Source organism: Enterobacter sp. S-33 (assembly GCF_028735835.1).
GTDB lineage: Bacteria > Pseudomonadota > Gammaproteobacteria > Enterobacterales > Enterobacteriaceae > Enterobacter > Enterobacter vonholyi.
Window position 1 is genome coordinate 345,740 of sequence record NZ_CP117838.1, and the last position, 17,398, is coordinate 363,137.

Here is a 17,398-nt window from a genome sequence, read left to right on the forward strand (position 1 = left end):
TATTCATGCAGTTTGAGTGAATAAGGCGCTTCATTGAGGAAGTCAGTTTCTATGAAAAACGTTAAAGTCAGCCTGGCCTGGCAGATCTTAATCGCCCTTGTGCTGGGCATCTTGCTGGGCAGTTACCTTCACTATCACAGCGACAGCCGCGAATGGCTGATTGCGAACCTGCTCTCACCGGCAGGGGATATCTTCATTCATCTGATCAAGATGATTGTGGTTCCGATTGTGATCTCGACGCTGGTGGTCGGTATTGCGGGCGTCGGCGATGCGAAGCAGTTAGGTCGTATTGGTGCAAAAACCATTATCTATTTCGAAGTGATCACTACGGTTGCGATCATTCTTGGTATCACTTTGGCGAACGTGTTCCAGCCGGGTTCCGGGATCGATATGTCGCAGCTGGCAACGGTGGATATTTCGAAATACCAAAGTACGACCGCTGACGTGCAGAGCCATGCGCATGGCCTGATGGGCACAATCCTGTCGCTGGTGCCGACCAACATCGTGGCGTCGATGGCGAAGGGCGAAATGCTGCCGATCATCTTCTTCTCGGTACTGTTTGGTCTGGGGCTCTCTTCTCTGCCCGCGACGCACCGTGAACCGCTGGTGACCGTGTTCCGCTCTATTTCCGAGACCATGTTTAAAGTGACCCACATGGTGATGCGTTACGCGCCGGTAGGGGTGTTTGCGCTTATCGCCGTCACCGTGGCGAACTTCGGTTTTGCCTCCCTGTGGCCGCTGGCGAAGCTGGTGATCCTGGTGCACTTCGCCATCCTGTTCTTCGCACTGGTGGTGCTGGGCATCGTGGCGCGTCTGTGCGGGCTGAGCATCTGGATCCTGATCCGTATCCTGAAAGATGAGCTGATTCTGGCCTACTCCACGGCAAGCTCTGAGAGCGTGCTGCCGCGTATTATTGAGAAGATGGAAGCCTACGGCGCGCCTGCCTCTATTACCAGCTTCGTGGTGCCGACCGGTTACTCCTTTAACCTGGATGGTTCGACGCTATACCAGAGTATCGCCGCTATCTTTATTGCCCAGCTGTACGGCATTGACCTGTCGCTGTGGCAGGAGATCGTCCTGGTACTGACGCTGATGGTGACGTCTAAAGGTATCGCAGGCGTACCGGGCGTTTCGTTCGTGGTGCTGCTGGCGACGCTGGGCAGCGTCGGCATTCCGCTGGAAGGTCTGGCCTTTATCGCCGGTGTGGACCGTATCCTCGACATGGCGCGTACGGCGCTGAACGTGGTGGGTAATGCGCTGGCGGTGCTGGTTATCGCCAAGTGGGAACACAAATTCGATCGTAAAAAGGCGCTGGCGTATGAACGCGAGGTGCTGGGTCGTTTTGATAAGACTGCTGACCAGTAATGTAACGTTGTCTCCCTCTCCCCTTTGGGGAGAGGGTTAGGGTGAGGGGATTTTATTCCCCGCTCAACGCATCAAACTCTTCGCACCCCGTATCAAACCCTTCCGTACAGCTCAGGTTCAACCAGTACAGTGCTTTCTGTTTATTGGGCGTGATAAAGCCTTTCTCACCCTGCCTGAACAGCATCCCAGCCCAATACTCGGCATAGCCGGTACGCGAAAGGGCTGAACTCCGCTTGAACCAGGAGGCAGCCTGCACGTCATCCTGCGCTACCTCGCCGCCGTTGGCATAAATCAGCCCCAGGAGCAGTTGGGCATCGACCGCAGAGTCGCTGTCGATATCTTCGGTCGCCGTTTGCAGCAGTCTGATGGCCTGGGAATAGTCAGTTTTCCCCGCCTGAGTATTCACCAGAATGCGCGCCAGCATGATCGCACCGCGTTTGCTGCCAGCAATGTTTGCCTGTTGGGCCAGGGCTTTGGCCTGTGCGTAATCACCTTGCGTAAAGAGGATTTGCGAGAGCAACCCCATGGCGTCGACATCGCCGCCTTTCGCGGCTTTCTCGGCCCACAGCGCGGCCTGCTTGCTGTCGCCGGAGCTGAAGTACGTATCGGCAAGATAATACTGGGCGCGGGCATCGCCGGCTTCCGCCTGTTTCCGATACTGGCTGCCTATCTCATCCGCGCGGGCAAAGGACGTTAAAAACAATAACAACAGAAAAATGGCTTTCATGGATTCTTATCATCTGGGTACACGCCGCGCAGTATAATCGCGGGCGCAAAAGAAAAAAACGGGTGCATTAAGACCTCAGCATCCTACAAGCCGGGCGGAACCGTTGTTCCGCCCGTAGAGATTAGCCTGGGTTGCAGGCTAATTTAGCCGCCACCTCCTGATGCTCACTCTTTATTGAAAACTCGCAGAGCTTACCGCGAGTAATAAAGGTAAAGATCACTATCGTCAGGCAAACAATAAAGACGATGCCTAACGCAGTTTTTAATGGCGTCATGCCTTTTACTCCTTGTCAAAAAAAGAATAAGAGGCTACTCTCAACCTGTTGGTAGTTGAGGGAGTAGCCTCGGGTAAATGAAAATTTCCCGGGGCTTTCCACTTTCTGTCCCTCAACAATGCTCAAGACAGAAAGTCTTAAGCACCCGCCGCATATCTTATCTCTCTGAATTAAAATGCAAAGATGTAATTCTATTCTGCGTAAATTACATTATTTCTGCGAGCCGCTTTACAGAATAATAATTTCTATTTCTTATGAATTAATGGGAAATAAAAAGGGAGTGAATATATCACTCCCTTTATTCAACGTTCAATTAACGGCTTTAACCCATTGCGCTTTCGCGCAGTCGGGCTTTTAGCTTGTTATATTCCTCTATCACGTATTGTTCCGCCGCGTGCTGATCCGCAATCGGCTCAACGTTAACGGCGCAGTATTTATACTCCGGCGTTTTGGTTATCGGGCTTAAGTTCTCCGTCACCAGCTCGTTGCAGGCACCAATCCACCACTGGTAGGTCATATAGACCGCCCCTTTGTTCGGGCGATCGCTGACCTGCGCACGGGTGATGATCCGCCCTTTGCGCGAGTTCACCCACACCAGGGCTTCGTCCTCAATACCAAGGCGTTCAGCATCTGCGGTGTTGATTTGGGCATAGCCCGGTTCGTCCGCCAGCGCGGCCAGCGCGGCGCAGTTACCGGTCATTGAGCGGCAGGAGTAATGGCCCACTTCACGTACGGTGGAGAGCACCATCGGATACTCGTCGGTGAGTTTATCGATCGGCGCGACCCAGTCGCAGGTGAAGAACTGCGCCAGCCCGTTCGGGGTATCGAATTTATCCTTAAAGAGATAGGACGTCCCCCGATCGGCCTCCGACTCATCCCGGCACGGCCACTGGATGTACCCCAACTCACCCATTTTTTCATAGGTGGCGCCGTAGAAGTCCGGACACAGACTGCGCAACTCGTCCCAGATCTCCTGGGTGTTGTTGTAGTGCATCGGGTAGCCCATGCGGGTGGCGATTTCGCTGATGATCTGCCAGTCCGTTTTCAGATCCCACTTCGGCTCGACCGCCTTGAAGAAGCGCTGGAAGCCTCGGTCGGCCGCCGTGTAGACGCCTTCATGCTCGCCCCAGGAGGTTGACGGTAAAATCACATCCGCCGCCGCCGCGGTTTTGGTCATGAAGATATCCTGGACAATCACCAGCTCCAGATCCTCAAACCCTTTACGCACTGCGGAGAGCTCGGCGTCGGTCTGAAGCGGATCTTCCCCCATGATATAGGCCGCACGCACTTCGCCATGCGCCGCGCGGTGCGGCAGTTCGCTGATGCGATACCCGGTGTGTTCCGGCAGGCTTTCCACGCCCCAGGCCTTCGCGAACTTGGCGCGGTTTTCCGGGAACTTCACGTACTGGTAGCCCGGATAAGTATCCGGCAGCGCGCCCATATCGCAGGCGCCCTGCACGTTATTCTGACCGCGCACCGGGTTCACGCCAACGTGGGCCTTGCCAAGGTTTCCCGTCAGCATCGCGAGGCTGGTCAGGGAACGCACGGTTTCCACGCCCTGGTAGAACTGGGTCACGCCCATGCCCCAAAGGATGGCGGCGGTTTTCGCCCCGGCATACATCCTGGCCGCCTGACGAATCTCCTGCGCGCTGACGCCGGTGATCGCTTCGACGGATTCAGGCCTATAGCCCTCGACTATTTTCTTATACTCTTCAAAGCCTTCTGTACGGGTCGCGACAAACGCCTGGTCGTACAGGTTCTCCTCAATAATGACGTGTCCCATTGCGTTCAACAGCGCGATGTTCGAGCCGTTTTTCAATGCAATGTGCATATCCGCAATGCGCGCGGTTTCAATTTTGCGCGGATCGCAGACGATGATTTTCGCCCCATTCTGTTTAGCGCGAATAACGTGGTTCGCGACGATAGGGTGAGAATCCGCCGGGTTATAACCAAAGATGAAGACGAGATCGGTATTATCTATCTCGTTGATGGCATTACTCATTGCGCCGTTACCGACCGACTGGTGCAGACCTGCAACCGATGGGCCGTGTCAGACGCGAGCGCAGCAGTCGACGTTATTGGTACCAATAACGGCGCGCGCGAATTTTTGCATCACATAGTTGGTTTCATTTCCCGTCCCGCGGGAAGAGCCGGTAGTCTGGATGGCATCCGGGCCATACTTGGCCTTGATGGCGCTCAGGCGCGTGGCGACGTAATCCAGCGCCTCGTTCCAGGAGACGGCTTCCAGCTTGCCGCCGCGCTCGCGGCGGATCATAGGGGTTTTCAGGCGCGGGGTAAGGATTTGGGTATCGTTAATAAAATCCCAGCCGTAGTAACCTTTCAGGCACAGCGTGCCCTGGTTGGTTTTCCCCTGTGCGGCCTCCGCCCGGACGATTTTGCCGTTATCGACCACCAGGTGGATCTTGCAACCTGAGGCACAATAAGGGCAAACCGTGACGACTTTTTTCATCAGTCTGCTCCAGTTAATCGAATCGTTCGCACCCAGTATGCAGCTTCTATGCCATGTTTTTTGTATGGGTATCCCCTGACTTTACGGCCCATCCGGGGTGAAAACCCTGACAAAAAGCAGTCAATCGTCAAAATTGACGTGTCGACAGGGCGGCGGATGTGACATGGGTTGAATTTCCGTCACTGAAAAAACCTTTTGACTGGAGCCGACGGCAGAATAGTTCAGACTTAACATAATCCCCTGACGGAAGCATACGATGAAACCGGCGATTCTGGTGGTTGATGACGATACGGCAGTCTGCGAACTGCTTCAGGACGTGCTGAGCGAGCACGTCTTTAGCGTGCTTGTCTGCCATAACGGCCAGGATGCGCTGCGTCAGGTGCAGCAGGAACCGAATATCGCGCTTGTGCTGCTGGATATGATGCTGCCGGATATTAATGGCCTGCAGGTTCTGCTGCAGCTGCAAAAGCAGCGTCCGGCGCTACCGGTTGTGATGTTAACCGGGCTGGGCAGCGAGTCAGACGTGGTGGTGGGGCTGGAGATGGGGGCCGACGATTATATTGGCAAACCGTTCAACCCGCGCGTGGTGGTTGCCCGCGTGAAAGCGGTGCTGCGCCGTACGGGCGTGCTGGCGGCGGAAGCTCCCGCAGCGCCCGTCGCGGGCATTGCGTTTAACGGATGGACGCTTGATACCACCCGCTGCGAGCTGAGCGATCCGCAGCGTAATCCCGTGCCCTTAACCCAGGGCGAGTACGGCCTGCTGCTGGCGCTCACGCAAAATGCCCGTCGGGTGCTAAGCCGTGACAGGCTGCTTGAGCTGACCCACAGCGAAAGCGCCGACGTGTTCGACCGCACGATTGACGTGCTGATCATGCGCCTGCGCCGGAAAATAGAGGCTAACCCGCATCAGCCTGCGCTCATCAAAACCATTCGCGGGCTGGGTTACGTGTTTGCCACCGACGTGAGCCGGCCCGAGCAGGCGGCATAAGGCTTACGTTATTGCCGGAACAATGATGGCGGCAAAAATTGCGATGATGCACAGATACTTGAGGGCGTAATAGGCCTTACGGTTTCTTTTTTTCAGACGCTGCCCCCGCTCGCGGCCCGCATGAACGTATTTAAAAATGCGGTTTATGCCGCCGGTGCTGTCATTCTCGTCATTCGGTGAGCTGGCTGCAGACATCAGCGTGGTCCCCACCCAATGGTTAACCGCCTGCGCCCAGCGCCATTTCATCGGACGCTCAATATCGCAGAAGAGAATAATGCGCGTTTGATCCGATTTATTCTCTGCCCAGTGGACGTAGGTCTCATCAAAAATAACGGCTTCACCATCCCGCCAGCTGTGGCGCTGCCCGTCGACTTCAATAAAGCAGCGGTCGTCATTCGGTGTGAATAACCCCAGATGGTAACGAACCGAGCCCGCATAGGGATCACGATGCTTGCCAAGCTTTGCACCCGCCGGCAGCTCGGCAAACATGGCCGCCTTCACCGAGGGGATTTCACTCACCAGCCGGGTCGTCACCGGGCATAAAGACTGCGCGGAGGGATGGGCATCGGCATACCATTTCAGGTAAAACCGTTTCCAGCCGCGTTTAAAAAAGGTGTTAAAGCCAGCGTCGTTATTATTTTCCGCCGCCTTAATATGGTGCTGCAAACGCAGCGCCTCTTCACGAATAATCAGCCAGTTTTCCGTCAGCTTATTTAATTCAGGAAAGCGTTCTGTTTCAAAGAAAGGCTGCCTGGCGGGCAGGGAAGAAAAAGCCGTCATAAACATATTGATGGGCGCCATGAACGTCGAATGGTCGAAGAGCTGACGAGAAAGCGTCTGTTTTTCTTTGCCGCGTGAATGCGCATAAATAACGCTGATAATGAAAATACCGATGATGATGGCTGCGAACATTTTTCCCTTGTCCTCTTTCTATCTCATTTCGGAAAAGCGTGCGGACAGAGTGCTGCCCACGCCGAATATGCCAGATGGAGAGAGTGTAGTTCGGAGATGTAAAATTCATAGAACTGTAATGAAAAATCGCAATTATTGTTAAATTAAACGCTCTCGCGAATAAACGCCTGCAGCTCGGCCAGCGTTTTTGCGCCATCAATCGCATTGGCGGCCAGCAGGCTTGCTCGCGCGCAGGCGTGTGCCAGATAAATACTCTCTGTTAGCGGCAGCGATTCATGGCAGCCGTATAAAAAGCCTGCGCAAAAGGCATCGCCCGCGCCGACGCTGCCGATAATCTCTTCCTGCTCCAGCATCCATGACGGGATCCAGCGACCCTCTTCACCATGTGCTTCTCCCCATGCGCCTTCCGGACAGTGGATCACCACCCGCTGGCGTACGCCTGCCGCCAGCAGCTGCGCCGCGGCGTCGGCGATATGGGCAACGTGCGGGGCGTCGTTTTCATCACGCATTGTCAGGCCGCTAAACTCACCGGCCTCCAGCTCGTTAATGACCAGATAGTCGAGATGGCGCAGGGCAGGGAGCACCAGCGGCTGATAGCGTGGGTCGCCCTTGCGGGAAACCAGATCGAGCGACGTATCATACCCCTGGTCGCGCATCTGTGCCAGCAGCCGCGCGCTGCGGGTGCCGAACTCGTCATCGGGCATATCCAGGCTGTCGAGCAGCAGGAGATAGCCGAGATGGAAGATTTTCATCGATCCGTCTAAGCGATCGAAAGCGGGAAGATCCAGCAGGCGGTTGGCCCCCGGAGAGTGGAAAAAGGTGCGCTGTCCGCTGGGATCGGTCATCACCTGCGACATGGAGGTTGGCGCAAAGGTGGTGCGCTGAACGCGCTGGCGGTTGACGTGGTACTGGTCGAGCATTGCCAGAATGTAGTCCCCGTCGCCGTCTTCGCCAATCAGCCCCACCGCCTGCAGCGGCAGGCCAACGTGCATTTTCGCCAGCGTCAGCAGGACGTTGAGCGGCGCGCCGCCGGTTGAGCGTTCGCTGTGGGTGATTTCCGCCAGCCAGCCGCGCTCCGGCCACTGCACGATCTGGTGGACGTGGTCCACCAGCATATTGCCTGCGGCGATGATGCCTTTACGTTCCATTATACCTGCCCCGCGCTGCCGAAGATGCGCATCTGTTCGGCGACCGTATCCGTAATCGCCTCTTCTATCCCCAGCAGCAGCTCGGCAAACTCGTCGTACAGCGGCTGGCGGTTAGCCATGCGCTGCTCCACGGCGGCGAGCGCGGCCTGCGACATCCCGGTATAGAAATTGATTTTATGAATGCCCAGCTCAATGGCGCGGCGGAAGTCAGCATCGCTAATCCCGGAGCCGCCGTGTAAAACCAGCGGCAGCCCCGTCTGCTGGCGAATGGCGTCCAGGCGCGGGAAATCGAGCTTCGGCTCGCCTTTATACTTGCCGTGCGCGTTGCCGATGGCGACGGCCAGCGCGTCGATGCCGGTTGAATCAACAAATTCGCGCGCCAGCTGCGGATCGGTGAAGAAGGCTTCATCCGCATGTCCGTAAAGCGCGCCGCCTTCATCGCCACCGACCGCACCCAGCTCCGCCTCCACCGACACGCCGACCGCGTGGCACATTTTCACCACTTCCCGCGTCTGGCGGATGTTTTCCTCGTAGCTCAGCGTAGAGCCGTCGAACATCACCGAGCTGAACCCTAAGCGCAGGGCGCGCACGACGGCGTCAAAATGCAGGCCGTGGTCGAGGTTGAGCACCACGGGAATATCGTGACGGGCGGCTTCGAACTTAACCGCTTCGACAAGAGAATCCAGCGACACGTACTTAAAATGCACTTCGGCGATGTTGATGATAAACGGCGAGCGTTCCTGTTTTGCGGCGGCGAACAGCGCGCGCAGGAAGTGGGAGTCGAGCACGTTAAACGCGCCCAGCGCGTAGCGGTGCTGTCTGGCGTGCGCAAGACCGTCGGCAAGAGAAATTAATGGCATTATTTACCCCTTATATCCGAAACAGGTTGTACTCGTTGCACAGCACCAGCAGCGCCGGTTCGTCTTCTTCGATGTTGTTATAGCGGGCAACGGGCTGCAAAAAGTGGTTGTCGTGTTCATCGTCATTGACCGAGGACACTTCCCCGACCAGCACGTCACCGAAGCCGCGTTCGCCCCAGAAACTGTGGTAAAGACCGGGCGTCAGGCAGATGCTTTCCCCTGGTGTGAGGCGTAGCTGGCTGCCGGGCGCGTGGGTCTGACGGCAGCCGTCGACGGTGACCGTCACGTCGGTGTTTTCCGTCTCTTCATGCGCCCCGGCATTCCACAATTCTACAATCAGGTTCCCGCCGCCCCGGTTGATGATGTCTTCGCGCTTGCGCCAGTGAAAATGCATCGGCGTGACCTGGCCGTCTCGAACGTGCATGATTTTTTCGGCATAGCATTTTTCATAAGGTACGCCGTTGGGCGAGCCGTTGCGCAGGGTAAACAGCGTCAGGCCCTCTGCGGCAAAGCTGTTGCCGCCGAACGCCGTCACGTCCCAGCCGAGCCTGAGATCGAACACTTCCTGCCACGCGGCCTGGTCAAGCTGCTGCCATTTTGTTGGCGGAAAGCTGGCAAAAGGCGGGAGATGCACGTCGTGCATGGAAAAGAACTGTCGCGTGTGGCCGAGAATTTCATTGATGTCGGAGCGTTTCATGGGGACTCCTTGAAAACAGTTCCCTCTCCCTGCGGGAGAGGGAAAAGGATCATTTAACCGTCCACCCCTTATACGTGCCGACGTTCTTTTTATCGATCATCGTCACCGGGATCAGCACGGGCTCTTTCGGCGCAGGTTTGCCCTGAAGAATGTCATAGCCGATCTCCACCGCTTTTGCCGCCATAACCTGCGGATCTTGCGCCGGGGTCGCGACAAACAGGGAGTTTTCGCGCTTCAGCGCTTCCTCACCGTCCGGGCTGCCATCCACGCCGACAATAAAGAACTCATTGCGCTGCGCCTGCTTCGCGGCCAGATCGGCGCCGATCGCGGTCGGATCGTTAATCGCAAACACGCCGTCGATCTTCGGATTGGCCGCCAGCAGGGAGGTCATGACTTCCAGGCCGCCTTCACGACTGCCTTTGGCGTTCTGGTTATCCGAGAGCACCTTGATATCCGGATGTTTCTTGAACTCTGTCTGGCACCCTTCCACGCGGTTTTGCACCGCTGAGACCGGCGGCCCGTTGATGATCACCACGTTGCCTTTCCCTTTCAGGCGGTCAGTAATGTACTTACAGGCCATCTCACCCGCCTGGGTGTTATCGGAGGTGATGGTGGCATCAGCCCCTTCCGCCGCGACGTCAACCGCCACGACCACGATCCCGGCGTCCTTCGCGCGCTTCACCGCTGGGCCGATCCCTTTAGAGTCCGCGGCGTTGAGGATGATCATGTCCACCTTCGCGGCGATGAAGTTGTCGATCTGCGCCACCTGCTGGCCCAGATCGTACCCGCTGGAGACCAGCGTCACCTTGACGTTATCCCCCGCCAGCTTGCGCGCTTCCAGCTCGGCACCTTTGGTGATCTGCACGAAGAACGGGTTGGCCAGGTCACCCACCGTCACGCCAATGGACTTCAGATCTTTTGCCTGCGCAAACGGCGTTGCGGCAAGCAGCGCGCCAGCACAGAGCGCGGTTACTAACGGTTTCAAACGCATCTTGTCTTCCTCACTCGTAGGGTATTGTTGTTATGCACTTTGGTGATGTCGGGTACGGTATTTGTCGATCAGCACCGCAATGATGATCACCGCCCCTTTGATCACCAGCTGCCAGAAGTAGGAGACGCCCATCAGCGTCATGCCGTTATTGAGAGTGGCGATGATCAATGCGCCGACCAGCGTGCCGGTGATCGTGCCGATCCCGCCGACGAAGCTGGTGCCGCCGAGGATCACCGCCGCAATTGCATCCAGCTCGTAACCCGTGCCGAGGTTGCCGTTAGCGCTGTACAGGCGTGAGGCGCTCATGACGCCGCCGAGGCCGGAGAGCAGGCCGCTCATGCCGTAGACAAACAGCAGCACCAGCCAGACCTTGATGCCCGTTAAGCGCGCCGCCTGCATGTTGCCGCCCACGGCGTAGATGTGAACGCCGAGCGTGGTGCGTCGCAGGATGAACCAGCACACCGCAATTACCGCCAGGGCGATCACCACCAGCCAGGGGATCGGGCCGAGGTAGTTATTGCCGATCCACTCGAAGTTGATGTTGGAGTTAATGACCGTCGTACCGTCGGCCAGCAGATAGGCCGCGCCGCGCAGCGCCGTGTAGGTGCCGAGCGTGACGATAAAGGGCGGCAGCCCGGCAAAGGCCACCAGCGCGCCGTTGAACAGGCCCAGCACCATACCGAGCATTAGCGCGGCCGGAATGGACAGCCCGGCGAATTCGGGAATGAGCGACACCACCATCGCCGCCACCGCCGTGGTGCCGAGAATCGACCCCACCGAGAGGTCAATCCCGCCGGTCAGGATAATGAAGGTCATTCCCGCCGCGAGCACGATGTTGATCGACGCCTGACGGGTGATGTTGAGCAGGTTGCTCTCGGTAAAGAAGTTCGGGGCGATAAAGCCAAATACCGCCACAATCAGGATAAGAATTGGCAGGATGCCGACCGTTTGCATCAGATCGCTCATCAGCATTTTTTTTGCGGAGGCGGATTTCGCCACCTGCTGCGGATGGGTTGGAGTTGTCATGATTGCACCGCCTGATGATGAGTGTCGTTCACGCCGGTTGCCAGCGCCATAATGTTTTCCTGAGAGATGTCGCGCCCGTGAAGCTCGCCCGCGATGCTGCCTTCGCGCATCACGTACACCCGGTCGCTCATCCCCACCACTTCCGGCAGCTCACTGGAGATCATCAGAATCGCCACGCCTTTGCGCGCCATCTGGTTCATGATGCGGTAGATCTCGCTTTTCGCCCCGACGTCCACGCCGCGCGTGGGTTCGTCCAGAATCAGAATGCGTGGGCCAATCGCCACCCAGCGGGAGATGAGCAGCTTCTGCTGATTTCCGCCGGAAAGCCCGCCCGCGCGCACCTGAGCATGGGGCACGCGGATGTTAAGCAGGGCGATGGCGTCATCGGAAATCGACTGGGCTTTTTTGCGGTTTAACATACCGAAGGTCGCGTCGCGCTCAAGCGTCGCCATGGTGATGTTCTCCTGCGCCGCCAGCTCCAGAAACAGCCCCTGCTCCTTGCGGTTCTCGGTGAGAAAACCGATGCCGTTTTCGATGGCCGCGCGCGGGGAGTGGATCACCACCGGCTCGCCATCGACCTCAATCATGCCCCCGGTGGCTTTACGCACGCCGAAGATGAGCTGCGCCAGCTCGGAGCGTCCGGCCCCCACCAGGCCCGCCAGCCCGACGATTTCACCGGAACGCACCTGCAGGCTGCAGGGCTGTACTTTTTTACCGTCGGTGAGGTGGTGGACGTTGAGACGCGGGCTGCCGAGGGGAATATCACGCTCCTTGTTGAACAGGTCGCTTAGCGGGCGGCCCACCATCATCTTCACCAGTTCCGACGCGTTCAGCTTGTCGCGCGTCAGGCTGCCGACGTACTGCCCGTCGCGCAGAACGCTGACGCGGTCAGAGAGTTCATAGACCTCCGCCATGCGGTGGCTGATATAGATGATCGCCATCCCTTCATCGCGCAGGCGCAAAATCAGTTCAAACAGGCGATGCGTTTCCCGTGAGGAGAGGGCGGCGGTGGGTTCATCCATCACCAGAATACGGCTGTTGCGGTGCAGCGCGCGGGCAATTTCCACCTGCTGCTGTTCGGCAATGGTCAGCTTCATCACCCGATCGGTGGCGCTGAACTGTGCGCCGAGGCGGTCAATCACCGCCTGCGCCTGGGCTGCCATCTCCTTGCGCTGGACCAGCCCGCCGCGCGACAGCTCGCTGCCGAGGAAGATATTTTCGGCTACGGTCAGATTGGGCGCGAGCTGCATCTCCTGATAAATCAGAGTGATGCCTGCGGCCAGCGCATCTTTCGGCCCTTTAATGTGAAATGGCTGACCGTCGATCAGGATCTCGCCGCCGGTCGCGGTATAGGCCCCCGCGAGGATTTTCATCAGCGTGCTTTTTCCCGCGCCGTTTTCGCCCATCAGGGCGTGGATCTCACCGGGAAACACCGTCAAATCCACGCCCTTGAGCGCGTGGAAACTGCCAAACGTTTTGGCAATGCTGCGCATCTCTAATACCGGGGTTCTGCTCATGGCGGATCTCCTGTGAATGCCGATTTCTGCACTTCATCACAGGTGCGTAAATGCAAAATGTCAGAAGCTGTTCATATTTGTCATAGTTATGAATAGCTAATCGCCATCACATTTTCCTTTTCCCTCTCCCTGTGGGAGAGGGGCAGGATGAGGGCAGCAAACCGCAAAGGAGCCTCAATCCATGCCATCACGCCGCCCCCCGTTCTTCGCCAGCGCCCGCGGTCGCCTGCTGATTTTCAATCTGCTGGTGGTCGCCGTGACGCTGATGGTGAGCGGCGTGGCGGTGCTCGGCTTCCGTCACGCCAGTCAAATCCAGGAGCAGGTGCAGCAGCAAACGCTGGACGATATGACCGGCAGCATGAACCTGGCCCGCGATACCGCCAACGTGGCGACGGCGGCGGTGCGGCTCTCGCAGGTGGTGGGGGCGCTCGAGTACAAAGGGGAAGCCGAGCGCCTGAAGCAGACGCAAATGGCCCTGCGCCATTCGCTGGAGCAGCTTGCGGAGGCGCCGCTGGCGCAGCAGGAGCCGGCCCTGGTGGCGCGTATTATTCAACGAAGCAATGAGTTACAGCAGAGCGTGACGGAGATGCTGGAGCGAGGACAGCGACGCCATCTGGAGCGTAACGCGCTGCTGAGCTCGCTGTATCAAAGCCAGAGCTACCTGCGCCATCTGCAGGACATCAACCGCCGTTATGACAGTAACGTACCGGATGCGCAGCAGCTGATGGAGATGGACCGGCTGATCGCCGCCGCCATTGATACCCCTTCGCCGCGCGCGACCGTTCAGCAGCTGGACGCGGTGGCCGCAACGCTGCCCCGGAGTGCCGTACAGCCGGTTGTGAAGGAAGTTCTGCCTGATTTTAATGCCGAGTTAGGTAAGCTCGGCCCGCTCTCGAAGCGGCTGGAAGAGAGCGACCTGGCGATAAGCTGGTATATGTTCCACATCAAGGCGCTGGTGGCGATCCTCAACAGCGACATCAATCAGTACGTCGAGCAGGTGGCGCAGGCCTCCCGGCTTCGCACTGCCCAGAGTCATCACGAACTGCAATCCATCAGCGTGTTTATCAGCATCTTCGCCGTGCTGGCGCTGATCATCACCGGGTGCGCCTGCTGGTATATCTACCGCAATCTGGCCTCCAACCTGACAGCCATTTCCCGGGCGATGTCGCGCCTTGCTCACGGCGAACAGGATGTTTCCGTTCCCGCCCTCCAGCGGCGCGATGAACTGGGCGAGCTGGCGCGCGCGTTCAACGTTTTTGCCCGCAACACCGCCTCGCTTGAACACACCACGCGTCTGCTGAAAGAAAAAACAACGCAGATGGAGATCGACCGCATTGAGCGTCAGGGGCTGGAAGAGGCGCTCCTGCACAGCCAGAAGATGAAGGCGGTCGGACAACTGACGGGCGGGCTGGCGCATGATTTTAATAACCTGCTGGCGGTGATCATCGGCAGTCTTGAGCTCACCGAACCTGAATCAAAAGACGCGCCGCGCATTACCCGGGCGCTAAAGGCGGCCGAGCGTGGCGCCTTGCTGACCCAGCGACTGCTGGCGTTTTCCCGCAAGCAGTCCCTGACCCCGCATGCTGTAGAGATGCTGCCGCTGCTGGAGAACCTCCGGGAACTGCTGCGCCACTCCCTGCCTGCTACCCTGATCCTGGAGATTGAAGCGCAATCCCCGGCATGGCCCGCCTGGATAGACGTCAGCCAGCTGGAAAACGCCATCATCAACCTGGTGATGAACGCGCGCGATGCGATGGAAGGGCAAAGCGGAGTGATTAAAATTCGGACCTGGAATCAGCGCGTCACCCGCAGCGACGGGCGCAGGCAGGATATGGTGGCGCTGGAGGTCATTGACCGCGGCAGCGGCATGTCGCAGGAGGTGAAATCCCGGGTCTTTGAGCCGTTCTTCACCACCAAGCAGACCGGGAGCGGAAGCGGATTGGGCCTGTCGATGGTCTACGGCTTTGTCCGCCAGTCCGGCGGTCGCGTGGAGATCGAGAGCGCGCCGGGGCAGGGAACGACCGTGCGGCTACACCTCCCGCGCTCGACGCTGCCCGCTGCTGCAGTTGATGAAGCATTATCTGCCACCGCCTCCGTCGATAGCGAGCGGCTGGTGCTGGTGCTGGAAGATGAGGCGGATGTCCGTCAGACCCTGTGCGAGCAGCTGCACCAGCTTGGCTATCTGACGCTCGAAGCGTACAACGGCGAGCAGGCGCTGAGCATGCTGGCGGCGTCGCCGGATATTGGCATGTTTATCAGCGACCTGATGTTGCCGGGAAGCCTGAGCGGAGCCGAGGTGATTAGTCATGTGCGCAGCCACTATCCGCAGCTTCCGGTGCTGCTGATCAGCGGCCAGGATTTACGGCCCGCGCATAATCCTCAGTTGCCGGACGTTCCGTTACTGCGTAAGCCGTTTACGCGGGTGCAGCTGGCGCAGGCTCTGCGGAAAATATGTTTTTAAATGCCTCTGTTTAGGATTTCATCAAGAGCATCGTTAACGCCGGTGATGTTAATCTGCGCAAAATTTAGCAGATTGGGATATAAAAGGAATTATGCCGGTACTCACAAAGGGGGACTCACAAATGATCGTGATGCCTACAACATACAGCCCGAGCACAATTGCCAGGTCGTTTAAACTCGTTGATGAGTTTGAGCTTTCCGGGCGAGTGCTACATGTTATTTTTGATAGCCAGACGCCAAGAGCTGCGATTATTGAAGCGGATATCGAAACCTTCGATGGGGTGCCCCGGCATCGGGTTGTTGCTGCCCTGGATTTACAACGTAAAACGCATTTGGGTGAAGATATCATTGTCGTCGAGCGCTGTTGGGAAGATGCCAATGTTATTCAGGTAGAAGGTATCTGCGTTGATCCCGCCGAGCGTGACAAGGGACTGGCAACTCGCCTGTATGAAGCCCTGGTATTACAGTGTGGCGTGACGCTTGTCAGCGACTTTGAACAATATGAGGGTGGGAAGATGCTCTGGCAGAAAATTGCCCGCGAGTCTGACCAAATCGCTGTATTTGTTCTCGATACCGAGCAGGGCGCATTTTGGCCGTATGATGGTAGCAAGGTTATCTATGACGGAGGGTGTATCCCCGAAGATCGTATCTGGAGCCATTCGCCGGATCAAAAATGCTATGGCATCGTCCTGGTCGCAGAAAATAAACAGCGTGCGAATCAACTGATGGAAGTCCCAGGACACAATTGAATTTGAGATTCCTCCGCTACCCCCGTTTCCTGCCGTTCATTATCGTAAGGCCAGTTCACCTGCGAGTCTGGCCTTATGAAACGTTACTCAACTGCTCTGTTATTTGGTCTGCTGTCTCTCACCAGCCAACTGGCTCATGCCGACATTGTTGATGATGCTATTGGCAACATTCAGCAGGCGATCAACGATGCCTACAACCCCAGCAGCAGCCGAAGCAATGACGACGACGATCGTTATGACCGCAGCCGTCAAATCGACAGTCGACAGTACGACGATCGTCGTCGGCAGCTCGAAGACAGGCGCCGCCGTTTAGACGAGCGCCAGCGCCAGCTGGATGACGACAGACGTCGTCTGGAAGAGGACGAGCGCAGGTTGGAAGACGATTACGATCGAGGCTAAATGCGGCCTGTTGCCCTCACCCCACCCCTCTCCCACGGGAGAGGGAGAAAACCTAGTCCAGGACCAGCACCATCCCGTCATACCCTGCTTCAATGCCGTCGGGCAGCGGGTTATCCATCATCCACACGTCAAACTGATGGCTGATGTGCGTCAGGATCACCTGCGGGCAGCCAATCACCTCGTTTAGCGCCATCACGGTATTTAAGTCGCAATGGTTTCGCGGCGTCTCGTCGCGCGGTTCGTGGCTGCAGTCGATAATCATCGCCTGCGGCTGATTGTTAAGCAGGAACTTCACCGTTTTTTCCGGCAGCCCGGCGGTGTCGGACAGCCAGGCCACGCGGCTGTGGGCTGACTCCAGCAAATACCCGAAGGTCAGTTTCGAATGGTTGAGCGGCAGCGGCGTTACCCGCATTCCCTGAAGCTCAAACATGACAAAGGGTTCGACCGTATGGCTGAAATCCAGAATCCCCGGATGTTTAAACAGGTCGTCGCATCCCGCTTCATCCGGCGGACCGTAGACGGGGATCGTCGCGCCCACGCCCCAGCGCAGGGGGAAGAGCCCCTGAACGTGATCCATATGGTAATGGGTCAGCAAAAACTGCTGAAAGCTGCCTGCAGCCCAGTCGTCCATCAGGTGCGGAATACCCGCGTCCAGCAGGGTCACCGCATCGTTGAATTTGACCACCGCGCTACAGGGGCGACGGCGATAGGTCTCCTGCAGGCTCGCCCGGCGGCACGCCGCGCAGTCGCAGCCAAAGACCGGTACGAGCTGGGCGCCTCCGGTTCCTGTTAACGTGATTGTCAGACTCATAACG

General features: G+C 57.7%; 16 protein-coding genes. 5 read left to right on the plus strand and 11 right to left on the minus strand.

Annotated features, from left to right (window positions below; translation table 11 throughout):
• Positions 1–51 precede the first annotated feature (51 nt).
• On the plus strand, positions 52–1,365 hold the full coding sequence (gene gltP / locus PUP35_RS01585) for a glutamate/aspartate:proton symporter GltP (RefSeq protein WP_024906735.1): 1,314 nt from the start codon (positions 52–54) through the stop codon (positions 1,363–1,365).
• 52 nt (positions 1,366–1,417) lie between these two features.
• On the opposite strand, the gene PUP35_RS01590 is transcribed toward gltP, so the two are convergent.
• From PUP35_RS01590 to fdhF, 3 genes are all read right to left on the minus strand, one after another.
• Entirely contained in the window at positions 1,418–2,092 is a 675-nt protein-coding gene (locus tag PUP35_RS01590; RefSeq protein WP_271369635.1) for a tetratricopeptide repeat protein, read from the minus strand.
• 121 nt (positions 2,093–2,213) lie between these two features.
• Positions 2,214–2,366 (minus strand): Hok/Gef family protein, encoded by a 153-nt coding sequence (locus PUP35_RS01595; RefSeq protein WP_045909184.1) that lies wholly within the window; start codon positions 2,364–2,366, stop codon positions 2,214–2,216.
• 322 nt (positions 2,367–2,688) lie between these two features.
• The gene (gene fdhF, locus PUP35_RS01600; RefSeq protein ID WP_274241777.1) at positions 2,689–4,836 is read right to left on the minus strand and encodes a formate dehydrogenase subunit alpha; all 2,148 of its coding nucleotides are present in this window, start codon (positions 4,834–4,836) and stop codon (positions 2,689–2,691) included.
• A gap of 256 nt (positions 4,837–5,092) precedes the next feature.
• Between fdhF and PUP35_RS01605 the strand changes: the two genes are divergently transcribed.
• Positions 5,093–5,824, plus strand: a complete 732-nt coding sequence (locus PUP35_RS01605; protein WP_045909185.1) for a response regulator — start codon at positions 5,093–5,095, stop codon at positions 5,822–5,824.
• Between the two features lie 3 nt (positions 5,825–5,827).
• Here the strand turns inward: PUP35_RS01605 and lpxO are convergent, their stop codons facing one another.
• From lpxO to PUP35_RS01640, 7 genes are all read right to left on the minus strand, one after another.
• Complete coding sequence (lpxO, locus tag PUP35_RS01610; protein ID WP_115876902.1) at positions 5,828–6,736, minus strand: lipid A hydroxylase LpxO; 909 nt, start codon at positions 6,734–6,736, stop codon at positions 5,828–5,830.
• Positions 6,737–6,879: 143 nt separating this feature from the next.
• The gene (locus PUP35_RS01615) at positions 6,880–7,884 is read right to left on the minus strand and encodes a carbohydrate kinase family protein (protein WP_274241779.1); all 1,005 of its coding nucleotides are present in this window, start codon (positions 7,882–7,884) and stop codon (positions 6,880–6,882) included.
• The gene (locus PUP35_RS01620; protein WP_248175492.1) at positions 7,884–8,744 is read right to left on the minus strand and encodes a ketose 1,6-bisphosphate aldolase; all 861 of its coding nucleotides are present in this window, start codon (positions 8,742–8,744) and stop codon (positions 7,884–7,886) included. The genes PUP35_RS01615 and PUP35_RS01620 overlap by 1 nt, the downstream gene beginning before the upstream one ends.
• Positions 8,745–8,754: 10 nt before the next feature.
• Positions 8,755–9,441: a D-lyxose/D-mannose isomerase gene (locus tag PUP35_RS01625; protein ID WP_133293599.1), complete on the minus strand. Its 687-nt coding sequence runs from the start codon at positions 9,439–9,441 to the stop codon at positions 8,755–8,757.
• Between the two features lie 49 nt (positions 9,442–9,490).
• Positions 9,491–10,432, minus strand: coding sequence for an ABC transporter substrate-binding protein (locus PUP35_RS01630; protein WP_126817613.1), 942 nt, complete (start codon positions 10,430–10,432; stop codon positions 9,491–9,493).
• Positions 10,433–10,462: 30 nt separating this feature from the next.
• Positions 10,463–11,458 carry an ABC transporter permease subunit gene (locus tag PUP35_RS01635; protein ID WP_274241784.1) on the minus strand — a complete coding sequence of 332 codons (996 nt, stop codon included), beginning with the start codon at positions 11,456–11,458 and terminating at the stop codon, positions 10,463–10,465.
• The gene (locus PUP35_RS01640) at positions 11,455–12,975 is read right to left on the minus strand and encodes a sugar ABC transporter ATP-binding protein (protein WP_274241787.1); all 1,521 of its coding nucleotides are present in this window, start codon (positions 12,973–12,975) and stop codon (positions 11,455–11,457) included. The genes PUP35_RS01635 and PUP35_RS01640 overlap by 4 nt, the downstream gene beginning before the upstream one ends.
• A gap of 181 nt (positions 12,976–13,156) precedes the next feature.
• Here PUP35_RS01640 and PUP35_RS01645 point away from each other — a divergent pair, with 181 nt between their 5' ends.
• The 3 genes from PUP35_RS01645 to yjdP all read left to right on the plus strand — a co-directional run bounded on the left by PUP35_RS01645 (position 13,157) and on the right by yjdP (position 16,583).
• A complete protein-coding gene (locus PUP35_RS01645; protein ID WP_274241788.1) occupies positions 13,157–15,436 on the plus strand; it encodes a hybrid sensor histidine kinase/response regulator in 2,280 nt (759 codons plus the stop codon).
• Between the two features lie 121 nt (positions 15,437–15,557).
• Positions 15,558–16,184, plus strand: a complete 627-nt coding sequence (locus PUP35_RS01650) for a GNAT family N-acetyltransferase (protein WP_063622892.1) — start codon at positions 15,558–15,560, stop codon at positions 16,182–16,184.
• A 75-nt stretch (positions 16,185–16,259) separates the two neighbouring features.
• On the plus strand, positions 16,260–16,583 hold the full coding sequence (gene yjdP / locus PUP35_RS01655; protein ID WP_033144428.1) for a DDRRRQL repeat protein YjdP: 324 nt from the start codon (positions 16,260–16,262) through the stop codon (positions 16,581–16,583).
• A gap of 52 nt (positions 16,584–16,635) precedes the next feature.
• Here yjdP and phnP read toward each other — a convergent pair whose 3' ends face one another.
• Positions 16,636–17,394 carry a phosphonate metabolism protein PhnP gene (phnP, locus tag PUP35_RS01660; protein ID WP_274241791.1) on the minus strand — a complete coding sequence of 253 codons (759 nt, stop codon included), beginning with the start codon at positions 17,392–17,394 and terminating at the stop codon, positions 16,636–16,638.
• Positions 17,395–17,398: the final 4 nt, after the last annotated feature.